The sequence below is a fragment of the Rothia sp. (in: high G+C Gram-positive bacteria) genome (assembly GCF_030540545.1).
Lineage (GTDB): Bacteria > Actinomycetota > Actinomycetes > Actinomycetales > Micrococcaceae > Rothia.
This window is the reverse complement of sequence record NZ_JAUNVZ010000003.1, coordinates 153,002-170,368: the sequence shown is the minus strand read 5'-3', so window position 1 is coordinate 170,368 and position 17,367 is coordinate 153,002. Positions and strand designations below refer to the sequence as shown.

General features: G+C 55.8%; 13 protein-coding genes. 12 read left to right on the top strand and 1 reads right to left on the bottom strand.

Going from position 1 to position 17,367, the window contains the following annotated elements; translation table 11 throughout:
• The first annotated feature begins 159 nt into the window (after window positions 1–159).
• The 12 genes from Q4P78_RS03855 to Q4P78_RS03800 all read left to right on the top strand — a co-directional run bounded on the left by Q4P78_RS03855 (window position 160) and on the right by Q4P78_RS03800 (window position 16,773).
• On the top strand, window positions 160–2,490 hold the full coding sequence (locus tag Q4P78_RS03855) for a fibrinogen-like YCDxxxxGGGW domain-containing protein (RefSeq protein WP_303338999.1): 2,331 nt from the start codon (window positions 160–162) through the stop codon (window positions 2,488–2,490).
• Window positions 2,491–2,735: 245 nt separating this feature from the next.
• A complete protein-coding gene (locus Q4P78_RS03850; RefSeq protein ID WP_303338998.1) occupies window positions 2,736–3,539 on the top strand; it encodes a hypothetical protein in 804 nt (267 codons plus the stop codon).
• Window positions 3,540–3,666: 127 nt separating this feature from the next.
• On the top strand, window positions 3,667–7,515 hold the full coding sequence (locus Q4P78_RS03845) for a fibrinogen-like YCDxxxxGGGW domain-containing protein (RefSeq protein WP_303338997.1): 3,849 nt from the start codon (window positions 3,667–3,669) through the stop codon (window positions 7,513–7,515).
• A 370-nt stretch (window positions 7,516–7,885) separates the two neighbouring features.
• Window positions 7,886–8,641, top strand: coding sequence for a CDP-alcohol phosphatidyltransferase family protein (locus Q4P78_RS03840; RefSeq protein WP_303338996.1), 756 nt, complete (start codon window positions 7,886–7,888; stop codon window positions 8,639–8,641).
• Window positions 8,642–8,675: 34 nt separating this feature from the next.
• Window positions 8,676–9,602: a glycosyltransferase family 2 protein gene (locus Q4P78_RS03835; RefSeq protein WP_303338995.1), complete on the top strand. Its 927-nt coding sequence runs from the start codon at window positions 8,676–8,678 to the stop codon at window positions 9,600–9,602.
• A gap of 26 nt (window positions 9,603–9,628) precedes the next feature.
• Window positions 9,629–11,080, top strand: coding sequence for an O-antigen ligase (locus Q4P78_RS03830; protein ID WP_303338994.1), 1,452 nt, complete (start codon window positions 9,629–9,631; stop codon window positions 11,078–11,080).
• Window positions 11,067–12,578, top strand: coding sequence for a lipopolysaccharide biosynthesis protein (locus tag Q4P78_RS03825; RefSeq protein WP_303338993.1), 1,512 nt, complete (start codon window positions 11,067–11,069; stop codon window positions 12,576–12,578). Before Q4P78_RS03830 ends, Q4P78_RS03825 begins: the two co-directional genes overlap by 14 nt.
• An 18-nt stretch (window positions 12,579–12,596) precedes the next feature.
• A complete protein-coding gene (locus Q4P78_RS03820) occupies window positions 12,597–13,859 on the top strand; it encodes a Wzz/FepE/Etk N-terminal domain-containing protein (protein ID WP_303338992.1) in 1,263 nt (420 codons plus the stop codon).
• 2 nt (window positions 13,860–13,861) lie between these two features.
• Window positions 13,862–14,371 (top strand): UDP-N-acetylglucosamine--LPS N-acetylglucosamine transferase, encoded by a 510-nt coding sequence (locus tag Q4P78_RS03815; RefSeq protein WP_303338991.1) that lies wholly within the window; start codon window positions 13,862–13,864, stop codon window positions 14,369–14,371.
• A gap of 398 nt (window positions 14,372–14,769) precedes the next feature.
• Window positions 14,770–15,480: a glycosyltransferase gene (locus Q4P78_RS03810; protein WP_303338990.1), complete on the top strand. Its 711-nt coding sequence runs from the start codon at window positions 14,770–14,772 to the stop codon at window positions 15,478–15,480.
• Window positions 15,481–15,602: 122 nt separating this feature from the next.
• A complete protein-coding gene (locus Q4P78_RS03805) occupies window positions 15,603–16,103 on the top strand; it encodes a DUF2505 domain-containing protein (RefSeq protein ID WP_303338989.1) in 501 nt (166 codons plus the stop codon).
• A gap of 139 nt (window positions 16,104–16,242) precedes the next feature.
• A complete protein-coding gene (locus Q4P78_RS03800) occupies window positions 16,243–16,773 on the top strand; it encodes an adenylyltransferase/cytidyltransferase family protein (protein WP_303338988.1) in 531 nt (176 codons plus the stop codon).
• Window positions 16,774–16,865: 92 nt separating this feature from the next.
• Here the strand turns inward: Q4P78_RS03800 and sufU are convergent, their stop codons facing one another.
• A complete protein-coding gene (gene sufU / locus Q4P78_RS03795; protein ID WP_303338987.1) occupies window positions 16,866–17,333 on the bottom strand; it encodes a Fe-S cluster assembly sulfur transfer protein SufU in 468 nt (155 codons plus the stop codon).
• Between the last annotated feature and the right edge of the window lie 34 nt (window positions 17,334–17,367).

The following is a 17,367-nucleotide window of genomic DNA, read 5'->3' as shown; positions in this document are numbered from 1 at the left end:
GCCACCCGCGCTTAAGCTTTCAGCCGGGCGAACATCAACACTCACGCACCGCGAGTGATTAAACGTAAACTAAAGCTCAATGAATTTTTATAGTTTCACCCAAAGGTTTAAACTTTCGCGTGGTACGCTACTGCTATATCACCGATTGAAAAGAGAATAATGCGTACTTCCCTGAAGACGCGATGGACCGCATTCGCGCTCGCACTAGGCGCCGCATTCACCATCGCACCGCTTCTGCCTGCAACCGCCGCACCCGAAAGCCACGACGGAAGCAGCAGCGAACGCGCAGCCGCAAGCTGTTACGAAGCAAAACTGCTCAACCCCGCCGCACGCTCCGGCACCTACTGGCTCTACACCCCCGAAATGTCCGGTCCTGAACGCTTCTACTGCGACCAAGAAACCGACGGCGGTGGCTGGGTCATGGTCGGCCGCGGCCGCGAAGAGTGGACCGAAAGCTACAACGGTAAAGGCGATCCCGCAGAGCTCTACACCAACCCCCAAAGCGTCAGCGCCTTCAAACCCGTGCAGCTAAGCAGCACCACCATCAATGCGCTCATGAACGGCGCCAAGCTCAAGGATCAGCAGGACGGTATTCGCTTCCGCCGCGCCTACAATACACAGGGCACCTCCTGGCAGGAAGTGCGCGCCCACCGCGAACAAGCCAAGCAGTGGACCTGGGCCATGAGCTGGCCCGAACGCTGGGGCACCTTCAGCTTTGTCGATCCTGGCGGACGCCAAAACACGCGTCTGGCAAAAACCTCCCGCATGTACGATGTGGAAGGCAAGCAATCCCTGCGCATGTACGCCAACCCCAATGATGAATACAAAATCGGCTTCGCCTACGGCTACGACATGCAATACGGAATCGACAGCCCCCAGTCCTATATCTACCACAAGGCAGAAACCACCGGATTCTCCGTACCCTTTACCCAGATTTATCTGCGCCCTCGCCTGACTCAGAAGGATCTGCGTTTTAGCTCCCTGGGCGCGAACGGTAGCGCGGCATCTCATCGCCGTGCCCTACCCGAAAGCTACACCATGCCGGTCAAATGGCGCACCAGTGAAGAAACGTACACCGGTCGATACACCGAGCTCAACACCCAGGTACAGAGCTTTGCCCAGGTGGGCAATACCGTCTTTACCGGTGGCGACTTCGCCTATGTTGAGTCAGCTGCCGGTGCCCGTGTAGACCAGGCGAATATTGCCGGATATAACGTGGATAGTGGCGAGTTAGTCACGACCTTCCGCCCCACCGTCAACGGTCAGGTTAAAAGCATGGTGGCTCTGCCCGGTAATCGTCTGGCTATTGGCGGCGAGTTCACCCGAGTCAACGGTGTTGCGGTCAACCATTTTGCGATTCTGGATGCCACCTCCGGCAGCATTGATAAGAGCTGGGATATTCAGCTTGAGCGCCGCGGCACCACCGCCCCCGTGCAGGTCAAGAGCATGCAGGTGCAGGGCGACTACCTCTACATTGCAGGTAACTTCACCCATGTAAAGGGGCATACCTCACCCAATGCCGCTTACTCTCGAGGTGCGGCGCGCATTAAGCTCTCCACCGGCGAAGTGGACCGCTCCTGGCGCCCGATTTTTAACGGAACCGTCAATAGCATTAGCGCCTCGGCAGATAATAGCGTGGTACACGCTGCGGGCTACTTCAGCCAGCTCAACTCCAAGAGCGCATTCCGTCTGGCAGCAATGAACGGCACCAACGCCTCCAATATCCCCTGGAGTTGGGAACTGTCCTACACGCCCAAGGACAAGAGCATTATGTACGGCTACCAATTCGCCGTGCAGGACACCGGGGATAAGGTCTTCACCGGCGGCACCGAGCACCTGATCGCAAGCTACCGCAAGAGCGACCATGCGCGAACCTCCCAGGCGATCTCGCGTGAAGGCGGCGATTTCCAGAGCCTGAGCCTATCCGGTTCGAACGTCTACGGCTCCTGCCACTGTGGACATGTCCTCTACAGCGGTACCGGTGAATCCCAGCAGCCCTGGGATAGCTCCTACCACGATGTGCACTCCATCCGACTGATCGCCGCGTTCGATAAAGACAGCGGTGAAATGATTGGTGAGTTCAACCCTGTTCTTAAGGGCAAGCACCGAGTCAATGCGCCGCACGATTTTGGTGTCTGGGCGTCCTTTACCGATTCCCGCGGTAATCTGTGGGCCGGTGGCGATATTATCCGTTCTTTGGGCGCTTACGGCGAACAAAGCACCGTCGGATTCGCACGCTTCGCACCGCGCGACGTGACCCCTCCGGCTACCCCGAGTTCCGCCTCGCTTGCCCGCACGGGAGATAAAGATCGAATCTCATGGAAGGCTGTGCCCGGCGCACAGTATCAGGTGATGCGCGATGATCGCGTGATTGCTACTGTAACCGGTACCGATTACACCGTGGCTCATCGCGATGGTGCACGCTATGCGGTGCGCACTATTGATAGCGCGGGTAATTACTCCGTCTCGACTGTGCCCATGAGTTCCTAAGCTCTAGTGCTTATGCTGTGTAAAGCCCACTCTCTATTGTCTTCTCTCTATCTATCTGTATTAGATGCAAGGCAGCAGGACGGGCTTTTACACTCGCCCTAGTGCTACCCGCACGATTATTTCCCTGTGCATAGCCTTGGGTGCGCACGGGGTATTCAAGGTTTTATACTGAATACACTCGTTTCTCTGCCTTTGGGCGGGAATGCGGTGTATTCGCTCTTCTTCAAACATCGAATAGGTTCACTATGCATCGTATACCTTCGACTCTGGGGATTGCTTCCCTAGGATTAGCTCTTGTACTATCCTCCTGCGGCTCCCCCTCGCAGGAATCCGCTTCCCCCAGTTCTTCTACCGCAAGCTCTCAGAGCTCTAGCGCGGCATCTTCTGCCGCAGCTTCTTCGCCCGCGGCTTCCCAAGCAACCCCGGGTGCTTCTACCGGAACTAAGGATTCTGCAGCACCGGCAGCATCCGGCTCGGCAAGCGCAAGCGTTTCTTCTCCCCCGGACACCTATGAGGGCGCCCAGGAGATCAAGGATTCGGGCCGCACCATCGCTGTTGATGCGCCCGAGGTTAAGCAGAGCACCCAGCTGGTCAATACCTACGAGAAGACCCTGGGCGAGGTCAAAACCTCCCCGGCACCGACATCCACCACTCCCGCGGAAGATAACCCGGAGGGTAGCACCGCCGAGCGTAACGCTCCGAGCCTGGATCAGAGCACCATTGATGCTATTTCTGCGCTCTCTGTAGGTGCAGCCCGCGAAGAGTTTTTAATGTCCGCTGTAGAGTACGCTCAGAACGGCTGGCATTATGAGGGCCAGTCTACCGTGGTGGGTACCCCGCGTATTGCCGATACGACCTATGAGGGTCAGCCGGCGAAGATTATGGAAGTATGTTTGGATTCCTCAAAGGTAGTTATTAAGGATAGTAACGGCCAGGTTATTGATACCTCGGGTTCCCCTTCTCGCTCTCTGAATATTTACACTCTGGTGTCGGAAAATGGCGTGATGAAAATAGCGCGTCACGACTTCCCGAATAACCCGGATTGCTAAAATAGTTATGAAAGGTACCAATAAACTGTCGACGGGTACCTGAGCATATCTACCAATATTTTCACTCAACTTCGGTTCAACCGGCACAGGCTGCCGGTTCATAACCAAACCTACATTGGAGATTCCTATGGCACGAGGAAAATGGCGTACCCTTCTGGCAGGTACGCTCGGTCTGTCCCTGGCTTTACCTCTGCTTCCCACCGGTGGGAGCATTGCCCAGGCGGATGAGACCGTATACGACGGGCACGATGCAGCGCACGCCGCGGCATCCTGCTATGAAATTAAGCAGCTGAACCCCAAGGCAACATCGGGCGTCTATTGGTTGCTGACCGATCAGATGTCTGAGCCGCAGCAATTCTTCTGCGATCAGGAATATGACGGCGGCGGCTGGGTTCTGATTGGTCGAGGCCGCGAGGGCTGGTCCGAGAGCTATGCGGGTAAGGGTTCACCCAGCGAGCTGTGGGAGAATAACCCCGGTTACCCTTCTCTTAAGAATGCTGATGGAACTCCCAAAAGTGTTGATAGTGCGAAGGCTTTCTCCCCTGTTCAGCTGCCTTCGACCACGGTGAATGCTCTGCTCAATAATGACACTGAGGGTATGGGTATCCGTCCGGATGATCTGGAGGACGGTGTGCGTATTCGCCGTGCTCTCAACCCGGAAGGTACCGCGTGGCAGGATGTTCAGGTGCAGCGCACTCACACCGAGCGTTGGTCTTGGGCTCTACGTTCTGCCAATCAGTGGGGCAATATCTCTATGCAGAGCTCGGTTGAGGGTTCTCAGGAGGATATTCTTTCCCTCAAGAATGTGCGATCGCAGTTTCTTTGGGCGATACCGTATATTTCTGATATCAATACGTCGAATGGGCTAAACCATATTTCCTTTACCCATCTATCTCCCAAAAATTATTCCCTAGGATTTACCTTCGGAACGAACATTCCGTACAGAGACGCAACTCAACGTAATCTCTTTGAGAGCTACCCATCGGATACTCTCATGAGCAATACCTCTTTTATCCGTATGGAAGATAAAGGTGTCCCTCTAGCCTTTACTCAGATGTATCTACGCCCTCGCCTTATGCAGGCGGATCTAGATCATCAGAGCATTGCTGATTCGGGTACGTCTGGTTTTGAACGTCGTGTTTTGCCCAATAGCTATTCTGAGCCTGTTCGTTGGCGTACGAGCAAGGATGCTGCGACACCGGGTACTGATCCTCATAATAAAGGTAAAACCTGGAGCCAGAACGAGTTCCATACTCGCGTTCAGGCGTTTGCCCAGATTGGCGATACGGTTTTTCTCGGTGGCGATTTTAAGTACCTTGAAAACTCTGCCAATACCGAAGAGCATATTGATATGCCCTATATTGGGGCGCTGAATGTGGATTCTCAGGAGCCTGTTCGTTCCTTTAACCTGCGTCTGGATGGTCAGGTGAAGGCTCTTGCTGCCCTGCCGAATAACCGTTTGGCTATTGCGGGCGAATTTACCCATGTCAATGGCAAGAACCTGCAGGGTTTTGCGGTGGTAGATGCGACCACCGGTGAGCTCGATGCATCCTGGCCGATTCTCTCTAAGGCAAATAACGCAATTGCTCAGGGGCGTTCCCTTTCTATTGCGGGCGATCATCTGTATGTGGGTGGTGTTTTCACCCACGCGAAGGATCAGAACACGTCGGTCGCTGCAGAAAATTTGTTGCGCCTGTCAATTTCCTCTCAGGGAGTGGATTCGACCTGGACTCCTCGTGTGGTTGGTTTGGTGACCTCTATTAGCGCTCGTCCGGATGAATCTGAGATTTATATTGCGGGGTATTTTACGCAGCTGGATACGGATGTAGAGGGTCATTCTTTCCGTCTTGCGGCGTTGAAGGGTCAAGCAAATACGGACGGTAAGGTCTATATTTCTCAGCCCTGGGATTGGGCGCCCTCGGACCGTAGCATCAAGGCTGAAGATCGTGCTGCTCTGCCTCAGAATGGTCTGACAAAGGAAGGCAAGCAGTGGGGTTACCAGCACGCGGTGGCTTTTGACGGTGAGAATGTGTGGACTGGCGGTACGGAGCATATTATTTCCCAGTATCGCGGTTCGGAGCTGTCCTATCGTTTGAATAGTTCTGTAACCCGTGCCGGTGGCGATTTCCAGGGCCTGCTTTTGGATTCGAACACTAACACCATGTATGGTTCCTGCCATTGCGGTGATTTTATTTATCACGGTACGAGCAATTACAACAACCCGTGGTCTGATAATGACCAGGTTGATACGATTCGCCTCGTGGGTGCATTTGATACGAAGTCCGGGCAGTATATGCCGGAGTTTGATCCGAAGCTGGTGGGTCAATACGGTCAGGGCGTGTGGGCTTCCTTTATGGATTCTCGCGGTGTGCTCTGGGTTGGCGGCGATGTGAAGTCTTCCCTGGGTGCCTACGGTATGCAGGAGACCGTCGGTTTCGCCCGCTACGCTCAGCGTGACGCAACTGCCCCGGAGGCTCCTGGGGATCTGAAGGTTGAGCATGAGCTGGACGGTCTGACCCGTACCGCCTATGACAAGCTCAGCTGGCAGAAGGTCGGCGATCAGAAGGCCCGTTACCAGATTCTGCGTAATGATCGTGTGATTGCTTCGACCTATTCCACCTCGATTCGTCTGCCCTATGAGCCCAATGCACGATACTTTGTGCGTGCAGCGGATCCTGTGGGTAACTACTCGGCATCCACTCCGGTGGCAACCCTGCCGGCTCTGGCTCCCGGAGTCCTTCGTGAACTGGATGCGACCCGCGTGATTCTGGATGGCTCTGAGGCGTGGTTCTACACCCCGGTGAGTGCCGATATGCCTTCCGACTGGAAGACTCAGAATCTGAAGGAGCTTAGCGGGGATGAGACGTGGAAGCCCGCTTGGGCTCCCTTCGGCTGGGGTAATGCATCTGGATTGAAGACCCAGCTGGAGCGTCCTAAGGATTCCCTGGGCTTCTACGCTCGCCGCAGTGTCCACTTAACCAAGGCTCAGTCGCAGGTGCCTCTGCAGCTGATTACTCGCGCTGATGATGGCATTGCACTCTATGTCAATGGCCACGAGGTCTTCCGTAAGAATCTGAGCGAGGGCGAGGTGCGCTATAACTCCTACGCCAACGCTATTCCGGATTCCTCCAAGGGCATCTCTACCGAAATTGTGGAGGTTCCCGCCGAGTATCTACAGGAGGGCTCCAATGTGATTGCCGCCCAGGTGCAGGCAAACTGGGCGGGCTCTCCCAATCTGAGCTTTAGCCTGGCTGCTGTCTCGCTGCTGGGTCGCACCCCGGTGATGCCCGCAGCTGAGGGGCCGCGTGCGGTCAATACTCAGAGCGTAACCAGTATTTTGAGCGGGGATGAAGAGTGGTTCTATCGCACGACTATTTCTGAGCCTGTTGCTTCCTGGAATAGCGCAAGCGAGGATCAGTGGCGCGCGGATCTACCCGAGGACCAGATGTGGCTGAGTGGTAAGGCGCCTCTGGGTTGGGGTAATGCTCCGGTTAATACCGTGGTTGAGCGTCAGACAGAGCATTATAAGCAGGAGCTGGGCTTCTACGCTCGCCGCTCGGTGCAGCTTAACTCTGAGCAGGCTGCTTCGAATCTGCAGCTGATGACCTGGGCAGATGACGGCATTGTTGTCTATGTCAACGGTCATGAGGTATTCCGTAAGAACCTGCGCGAAGGCCACCTGAGCCCGCATATGTACGCCACTGCTGCTCCGGATATTCTCGCCGAACGTGTGACCGAGCAGGTGACGGTACCCGCGGAGTATCTGCACGAGGGTGAGAATGTCATTGCTGTTCAGGTTCAGGCGAATTGGCGCCGCAGCCCGAATGTGAGCTTCGGTATGACTGCGCATTCTTCAGTTCCTGAAAAGGCTCAGCCCGAGGCAACTCCGGTTGCGGATGATGCACCCGCTGAGCAGGAATATCCTGCGCAGGATCAGCCTCAGCCCGAGCAGCCCATTGCTCGCGAAGAGGGCTAAGGTATAGCTGAAGCCTCCGTGCTAAAGGTGCCGGTGTGTTCTCTCTGTAGAGAGAGCGCACCGGCACCTTAGTACTGATTGCAGGCGACTATACGAGTATTTTTATACTTCCCAAGCAGCAGCTACCGTCAGCCCCCAGAACACCTACTCTGAGAGCACCGTCAAAGCCACATGAGAGGGTTTATTATCTAGTCAGTGAGTTTTTAGCCCACATCATCATAGAGCGTTTTATCTTGAGTACACGGGGTGTATATCTATATAGTTGGGTGTAGAGGATATACTTTCCTCTACGCTCATCGGCTATTCTCACTTCCGGCCCGAGATATAGCCCATCCTTGAGCACCCACCACCGATATGTGAAGAGAGCATTATGTCTTCATCCTCCCGCGGGTCTGTTTTCCGACAGACTCTTCAGCAGCTTAATGGCGCCCAGAAATCCGGCGCCGGTGTGCCCGCCTATACCCGCTGGGTCAATCGCCGCGTGGCGCGTGTTTTTGCCGCCTCGGCTGTAGCTCTGGGTATTGGCCCCAATGGTGTTACTGCGCTCAGTGCTGCTGTCTCGGCATGCGGTATTGTGCTGCTCATGCTCGCCACTCCTTCTATTCCTGTGGGTCTGCTCGCTGCATTATTGCTGGCGTTGGGCTATGCCTTAGATTCTGCGGATGGTCAGGTGGCTCGTGTAACGGGCGCCTCCTCCCCTGCCGGTGAGTGGCTGGATCATGTGGTGGATTCTATCCGCACCCCCTGTATTCATGTGGCGGTGCTGGTGGGTTTTATTCGCTTTCCTCAGCATTTCTCCCCCGAGGCCTGGATGCCCGCCTCTTGGGCTCTGTGGTGGATTCCTCTGGCTTTTAGCGTGCTGACCGCCGGTCATTTTATGAGCCAGATTCTTGCCGAGCAGTTGCGCCGCACCCGCAAGACTGCAGCACCTTCTACGGGCGGTACTCTGCGTTCTTTTGTGAATCTGCATATGGATGCCGGTACCCTATGCTGGGTCTTCGTATTCTGGGGTTTCGGTCCGCTTTTCGTGCTGGTTTATGGCATGCTTTTTGCAGCGAATGCTGCCACGGTGCTGGTATCTATGCGCCGTAAATTTGTGTCGCTAAGCCGCAGCGCTGAGCGCTAATCCTTTGTCTCTCACCCAACCACCGGGAGTGTATATGTATCCTTCTGTTTCCGCTATTATTGCAACCAATGGTAAACGCCCGCAGCTGCTGCGAACCGCCGTTGAGTCTATTTTTGCTCAGGATTATCCCGGGCATGTTGAGGTTCTGGTGGTCTTTGACCGTGTGGAGCCCGACCGCCTTGAGGATCTCACTATCCCCGCTGACCGTTCGCTGAGTATCATTTCCAATACGCGTACCGGTGGTCTTGCCGGCGGCCGCAATAGCGGTATTCTGGCCGCTAGCGGCCAGCTGATCGGTTTTTGCGATGATGACGATTGGTGGATGCCCTCTAAGCTGAGCAAGCAGGTGGCTTTATGGCAGCAGCACCCGCAGGCTGTGGCTATTGCCTCGGGTATTAGTGTGCGTACCAACGGCCAGGATATTGTGCGCCTGGCTCCTAAGAGCGCCTCGTTCCAGGATTTTTTGGGGTCACGTATTACGGAGATTCACCCGTCGGCGCTGCTATATCGTCGCGAGGATTTAGTCGGTACCTCTAATACACCCATTGGTCTGGTGGATGAGGAGCTTCCGGCTTCTTATGGCGAGGATTATGATTTATTGCTGCGCGCCACCCGCTTTGGAAGCGTCTATTCGGTGCAGGAGCCGCTGATTGGTGTGTTGTGGGATCGCCAGTCCTTCTTTGCCGGTAAGTGGCAGGCTATGGCCGATGGCCTGAGCTATATGCTGCGTAAGTTCCCCGAGTTTGAGCAGCATCCACGCGGTCTGGCACGTATTGCCGGTCAGGTTGCTTTTGTTCATGCCTCCTTGGGTCACCGTTCCCAGGCTGTAGCTTATGCCCGTTCTGCTCTTCGTCGCGATCCGCGTCAGCTGCGTGCGTGGGCGGCTCTGGTTGTGGCAAGCGGTGCTATTAAGGGGCAAACGCTCTTGGATGCCGTGCAGAAGACCGGTCGTGGTCTCTAAATTCTCTGTAGAAAGGGATAGCTATCATGATGCGCCAGGTGGCGAGCACGCCACCCTTTAGGGTCTATAAGCCCTCGGGTTCGACCGTCTCGGCTAGTGCCGAGGCGGCTTCTGGCGCGCCCAAAGCTCTGCCTTTTTCCCAGCGAGCGCATTCTGCTCATCCCGCTTCTTCCGCTCTGTCTCTACCGGCGGCTCGTGTTTTGAGCTCAGGTCCCCGGGAGGATTTGCCGGCGTGGCCTCTGCTGGCTCTTCTCTACGGTTTTCCTCTGCTGTGGGCGCTGGGTGTGTTGCAGATTGCTCCTCCGATTCTTGCGCTGATTATGGTGGCGTATATGGCGGTGCGCGGAGGTATTCGTGTGCCCGGCACCCTGTGGATGTGGGGTGCGCTGATTCTGTGGGTGCTGGTCTGTGCTCTGGCTCTGCGGTCCTCCACGGATCTGATTGCCTGGGGGCTGCGCTGGGTTAATATTGCCAGCGCCGGGGTGTATGCCCTCTATCTTTATAATGCTCCGCAGACTCTGACTCTGCGCCGTCTGTTGGGCGGTTTGGCGACTCTGTGGGGTACTTTGGTGGTGCTCGGTTGGGCGGGTGTTCTTTTCCCCGAGTTCCGCTTGCAGACTCCCATGAGTTTTGTTGTGCCCTCGGGGTTCATGCGTAATCCTCTGGTGCGTGATTATATGCAACCGCCTCTGGCTGAGATTCAGTTTCCCTGGGGTGCTCCGGAGCCCTATAAGCGCCCTTCGGCCCCTTTCCCCTATGCAAATAGTTGGGGTCTTGCCTATACTTTGCTAACTCCGGTGATGCTGGCGATTTTTACTATCACGCGCCGTATTGGTCATAAAATTCTGCTGCTGATTGCTATGGGTCTGTCTACGGTTCCGGCTATTTATACCAGTAATCGCGGTATGTTTATTGGCTTGGGTGTGTGCTGCGCTTATGTGCTTTTCCGTCAGTTTTTGGCGGCTCGTTGGCGTGCGGTTGCCTGGGGTGTAGCTGCTATTGTGGCTGCTATTGTGGCTCTTTTTGCTTCGGGTACGGTAGATGCGGTGCTGGGTCGTCAGGATTATTCTGATTCCACCGGTGGTCGCGCAACCCTCTACCAGCTGACTTGGGAGGCCACTCTGCAGTCCCCCATTCTGGGCTACGGTACTCCCCGTATGGCACCTAGTGTGGGTGTGTCGATGGGTACTCAGGGCTATTTATGGACTCTCATGTTCTGTTTTGGTTTTGTGGGTCTGGGCTTCTTTGTGCTGTGGGTGTTGGGCAGTATTATGTCAGGCTGGTCGGCGTATCGTGCTTTTGGTGAGCATCCGGTGGTGGCGTGGTGGCTGCACAGTGTGAGCGTGTGCGCGGCTGTGGTCTTCATTTTCTATAGTTTTGATATTGCACAGCTGAGTATTTTGCTGCTGACTTCTACCGCCTGTGTGCGTGCGGTTCATGCGCCTGAGATGAAGGAGGATCGCTGTGTCTTTGGCTAAGAGCGGTTCCTTGGCGTCCCTGTGCGTTATGTACGGTGCGGCTATTGCTTTTGTGACGACCCTGGTGGTTTCTAATGGTGCCGGTGCTGCGGCAGCGGGTGAGTTTTTTAATCTCATGGCATTTTTTGCCTTGGCTACTTCGCTGACGGTTTTTGGTGCGGATACGGGTTTGGTGCGTACTTTTTCGGCGCAGCGTGCTGTGGGTCGTGTGCGCCAGCTGCCGCGTCTGCTGCACTATGCGAGCCTGCCGGTTCAGATTTTTTCGTGTGCTTTGGCTGCCGGGGTGATCCTCTACGCCCTGTTATCTGATCTGCCGGTTGCTACGCATAATGCTCTGCTGCTGGCTGCTCCCTGTATTCCTTTGGCTGCGGTCATGACTCTGTGTTTTGGTGCGCTGCGTGGTTTATCTCGGGTGGTGCTTTTTACTCTGCTGCAGAATGTGCTGCTGCCGACTCTGCGTCTGGTGGCTGTTTTTGCGGTGGTGGCGTGGGGTGCTTCCCAGCTTCAGGTCTCTGTACTTCCTGCGCTGACCTTAGCGTGGACCCTGCCGGTTTTGGCGGTCTGCGCTGCTGCTGGGCTGCTAACCCATCGCTTTATGGGCGTGGCTCTCGCTGAACCTGTAGAACCCAAGCCCGCGGATGCCTCCGGTTCCTATGCCGCGGCGGAGAATTTCCGTTCCTTCTGGTCTTTTAGTGCGGCGCGTGGTTTCGCTGCCCTGGTGGAGACCGCCCTGGAGTGGGTGGATGTGCTGTGCGTCAGTGCTTTTGCCGGTCCGGTGGCGGCAGGTATTTACGGTGCGGTTAACCGCTGTGTGCGCGTGGGCACTATGATTGAACACACGTGCCGTATTGTTACGGGTCCTGCCATTAGTGCGGCTCTGGCGGTCGATAATCTTAAGCGTGCGAGCGATATTTTCCTGGCGACCACTCGTGTACTGACGTTGCTGGCGTGGCCCTTTTATCTGACTCTGGCGTTTTTTGGCCCCACTCTGCTGAGCGTTTTTGGCCGTGATTTTAGTGCCGGTGCCCCGATTTTATGGGTGATCGCTCCGGCGGTTATGCTCTCTATGAGTGCTGGCGGTGTGCAATCGCTGCTGCTGATGAGCGGTAAGAGCCGATGGCAGCTGAGCAATAAACTTGCGGCTCTGTTGCTTGCCCTGGTACTGAATTTTTCCCTGGTGCCCAGTTTCGGCATGTGGGGGGCTGTGATTGCCTGGGGCTCGGCGATTCTGGTTGATACGGCTCTGGCGAGTTATCAGGTGTTCACGCTGGTGGGTATCCGTACCTCCTGGGCTCAGATGGCACCTACGCTGCTGCTGGCTGCGGGGGTTCCAAGCGTATTGGCTGTGGCGTGTTTGAGTTGGCACGGTCAGGGACTAAAGTCTTTGGTCATTTATGCGGTGATTTTCTGTGTCAGTTATGCGGCGCTCTGTTGGGTGGCGCGCGAGTATATTGGTTTGAGTGATTTTTTGGCTTCCCGACGCGGGTCGAAAGCCTAAGGTGGGATAAAGGACGAAATGATGGAATCTTCTGCGGATCCTAAGAACGCAACGGTGTCTTTGAGAGCTCAGCTCTCTCGCGTATGGCGCCATAGCTGGATTGTAGCTCTCTGCCTAGTACTGGGTGTGGGTGCTGGTTTCGCCTACGCGAAATCTCAGCCCCAGAAATTTAGCGCCAAGGCAACGGTAGTGGTCTACCCCCTGGTGACCGACCCGAACGGTACGGCGAGTGCCAATTCCCTGAAGGTGGATATTGCGACCGAGGCGCGTATTGCCTCCTCTGCTCAGGTGGCTACTCGTGCGGCGGTGGCCTTGCGCACCCGCGGTGTGGATGTGCCCGAGGCGGATCTGGTCAAGAAGATCCAGTCCCAGGTGAAGGTTACGGGTACTTCTCAGACCTCCGTGCTAGATTTTGAGGCATCCTCCCCCAATGCTGAGCGTGCGGCTCAGTATGCAAATGCTCTTTCTGAGGCATATTTGCAGGTGCGTAAGGAGTCGGTGCAGTCTCTGGTGGATGAGCGTGTCAAGCAGCTGGATTCTCAGGCGAGCGCCGCGGCAAAGGCTCAGGAGACCGAGGAGGCTCAGAAGGCTTCGGCTCAGAAGGCTCAGGTGCAACTGACCGCTACTACGGGTGGTCGTATTGTTTCTTCCGCTTCTATTCCTTCTAAGCCCTCGAGCCTGGGTCGCGTGCCTTTGGCTATTGCCGGTGGCGTGCTGGGTCTGCTGCTGGGTGCGGTACTTGCGTATGCTTTTGATCGTGTGAATCCGCGTGTGCGTTTTGTGGATCGTGCGTTGGAGTTTGGTGTGCCGGTGTTTGAGTTCCGCGCTCAGCGTGCCGAGCGCGATGCTCAGCTGTTGCTGCGTGCTGTGGGTGCGGCTGATTCTCGTCTGTCCTCTAGCGGCCTGGCGGGTCTTGCGATTATGCCGGTAAGTGAGGATGCGCCTTCTGCTGCTCTGGTGCCTCGTCTTTTTACCTGGGTGCGTCGGGAATTAGATGGTTCCTATGCGCGTTTTGCTGATGCGGATCTTTCTCGCGAGGTGTTTGAGCAGGTGAGCCCTGAGGAGTTTTTGTCCGCTCAGCCTATGCCGGTGCTTCTGGAGCTGGATGAGAACTTGCTATTGCCACTGTCTCTGCGCGTTGCCGATGCTGCCGGGGCTGTGCTGGTGCCTATTTCTCGGCGTACTTCCCGCGCTAAATTGCGCGAGCTTCTCTCTCAGTTGCGAACTCTGCAGCGGGCGGATATTTTATTGGTGTTTATTCCCGATGAGAGGAAGGGATAAGAATGGTTTCTCCGCAGCTTCCGGATGCGGTTGATTCTGCTTCTGAGTCTTCTGCTCCTAAGAAGAAGATTCTTCTGGTCTCTAGTAGCGGCGGCCATCTTAAGCATTTGACCGCGACTATGCCCGCTTGGGAGCCCTATGAGCGGGTGTGGGTTAGTTTCCAGCAGCCCGATGTTGAGTCGGCGCTGAAAGATGAGCGTACCTATTGGGCGTATTATCCGACCACTCGTAATCTGAAGAACGCTGTGCGTAATTTCTTTTTGGCTCTCAAGGTTTTTGCTAAGGAGCGCCCGGATGCGGTGGTTTCTGCCGGTGCGGGTGTGGCGGTGCCGTTTTTTGTGGTGGCTAAGCTGCGCGGGGTCAAGAGCCAGTATATTGAGTGCTATGATCGTCCGACTTTGCCGACGATGACGGGCAAGATGCTGTATGTGATTGCCGATGAGGTGATGGTGCAGTCTTCTGCGGCTCAGCAGAATTTCCCGGAGGCTCAGGTTATTCACCCGATTTTCTAGGATTCATCGGCACCTTCGGAGCCTGTGACCTGGTCGAGTATCTGTGGTCACTCTCACAGTCCACTCTACCTCCACTACGCCGAAACGCATTGATTACCCTCCACTTTAAGCTCTATACTTGAGGTGGAGGGTTAATCTTTTATGAGGCGCCTTCACCACAGTAGATGTCGCATAGTACTCCCTTACTAACCACTGCATTAACCGAACTTGCAGCTGGGTGTTCAGAGAGTACAATGCGAGATAGAAGGGATTATTCCACTCACCCCGGAATCATCTTTTCGCACCCTCAGTAGCCGCAGGCTCTTCCGGCTTGCCCAGGCTGTCAGTGGGTATCGGCGGACACTTCCGAACTCTGTCCGTGCATCATCACCGATAAATACATAGAGAGGAATAGGCTGATGTCTATTCAAAATTTCCCGCAGGTCAGTGTTGATACCGCCAAGTTCGACCTGCCGATTTTCACCCCTTCCGTTGCACCCGTTGCCATCCCGGTCAAAACCTACGACCTGGTGGTTTCTCTGGGTACCGATTACCATCATTTCGACCGCCTGCTGCGCTGGGTTGACGCCTACCTGGAAGAAAACCCGCAGGTTCGTTGCCTGATTCAGCACGGTCACACCGCTCCCATTGAGCGCGGTGATAACCTCAAGCTTCTGCCCGCCGGAGAGCTGCTGGACTACTATGCCACCGCACGCGTGGTGCTGGTCCAGGGCGGCCCGGGCTCCATTAAGGATGCGCGCCGCGTGGGCGCTATTCCCCTGGTTGTTCCCCGCCGCGCCGAGTTCGATGAGGTTGTAGATAACCACCAGGTTCCCTTCGCCGCCATGATGGAGGAGCAGGGCCAGGCGGTAGTGGTTGATAGCCGTCAGGATCTCTTCGATAAGCTCAATCTGGCTTTGGCTAACCCGAGCCTGTTCCAGAGCACTCACCCCTATGTTCCCTCCCCCGAGATTTCCGCTCGTCAGCTGGGCGAAGGTCTGAACGCCCTGCTGGAGGGTAAGCAGATCCGCAAGGAAGGCTATATGGCTCGTCTGCGTCAGGCATGGCGCGCGCACCGCAATGGTAAGGCGGAGATGGCGCGTATTAATGCTCTGGCACCGGCTGCCTAAGCTGCCTCTATTTCGAGTGCCCAAGCACCCGCATTTACAGCGCGTTCACAGCTTGAGAGGCTATGCTTGGAGACGGTATAGACTCTCCCGCGCCGCGGGACTGAATGTAAAGGATAGGCCCCATGGCTGTTAATGAATCCACTCTGGTCAATGCGTCCGTGCAGCAGGTTGCTCACGCCTACGCTAGCGAAGATTTCGCGCGTTTTGTGTGCGCTGAGGTTGCTGTAGAGTTCAATAGCTTCTCGATCAGTGGCGATGAGGCGGGCGCGTTCACAGCGACCACCGTGCGCACCATTCCCGCAGACCGCGTGCCGGATGTTGCTAAGAAGTTCGTTTCCCAGGGCGTGCAGATGACCCAGGTTGATTCGGTCAGCGCACCGGCAGCCGATGGTTCCCGCACCGTCACCTCCGAGGTTAAGGTCAGCGGCATGCCCGTGAGCGCCACCGCAACCCAGCAGCTGGTAGCGCAGGGCGAGCAGACCCGCGTGGATCTGTCCGGCGAGGTTAAGTGCTCCATCCCCCTGGTGGGTAAGAAGATTGCCGCAGCCGCTGAGCCTCAGGTGGGTCGTGTGCTGAAGGTTCTGGCTTCTTCCGCTGAGAAGTGGCTGTCCATTCAGGGCTAAGCTCCCAGACATTGACAGGAGACAGGCGGGGTGTCTGAGCCCCTATGCTCACACGCCCCGCGCTGTTTTCCTCTATCATTAAAATCACGGCTCTTCCGAATCCCGCCGTATATTATTTCCAACCATCACCGAGGACCCCATGATTATTGGCTACGCTGCCGGCGCCTACGATATGTTCCACTACGGACACCTGAATATTCTGCGCCAGGCAAAGGAAAATTGCGACTACCTCATTGCCGGTGTTGTTCACGATGATGTGCTGGAAAAGACCAAGGGCCGCCGCCCCGTGGTTCCTATTGAGGAGCGTGCAGCCATTGTTTCCCATTGCGATTATGTGGACGAGGTACATGTAGAGACCACCTCGGATAAGCTTGCCACCTGGTCTAAGAAGCCCTTTGATGTGTTCTTTAAGGGCGACGATTGGAAGGGCACCCCCAAGGGTGAGGCTCTGGAACGTCGCTTTGCCGAGGTGGGCGTTCGCGTACACTACTTCCCCTATACCCAGCACACCTCCAGCACCAAGCTGCGCAAGGTGGTCAATCTCTTAGAAGCTGAGCACGATGCTATTGAGGCTCTGAGCCGCCTCATGCGCCTGCTCGAGGATGAAAAGACGACCGGTCGAGTATTGCGCGAGGGTTTGATTAGCGCTGAGAGCCTGGAGACCGTCTAGACTTTGTAGCGCAGACTACTAGAGACACAATAAAGCTCCCCGAAGGAATGTGAATCATTCCTTCGGGGAGCTTTATCTATCTCTATATAAGACTACTTGGTCTGCGCCTCACGAGAAGCCTCTTCAGCGGCAACCCAAGAGAGCATAGCGCACTTGACACGAGCCATGAACTTGGACACACCGGCAAAAGCGGCCATATCGCCGTACTCTTCCTCATCCAGAGTGACCTTACCGCGCGAGCGCAACATCTCGCGGAATGCATCCACGTGGCTCTGCAGCTCATCCACGGTCATACCCGGTGCCATCTCGGAAAGCACGGAGGCGGCAGCCATAGAGATCGAGCAGCCGTCGCCTTCCCAGGAGATGGATTCAACGACGGGCTGCCCATCCTTGAGCTCATCAGAGAGCACCAGGCGCAGGTTAATTTCATCGCCGCAGGTGGGGTTGTACTGGTGGTTATCGGCGCTGCGGTGACCGGCGGGCACCTCGATCAGGCCGTCACCGGTGCGCTGCTTGGAGTGCTCCAGAATAATATCTTGGTATAGGGCTTCAAGAGACATAATTCTTCTTCTGTAGTGTTAGCGTCGTTTAAAT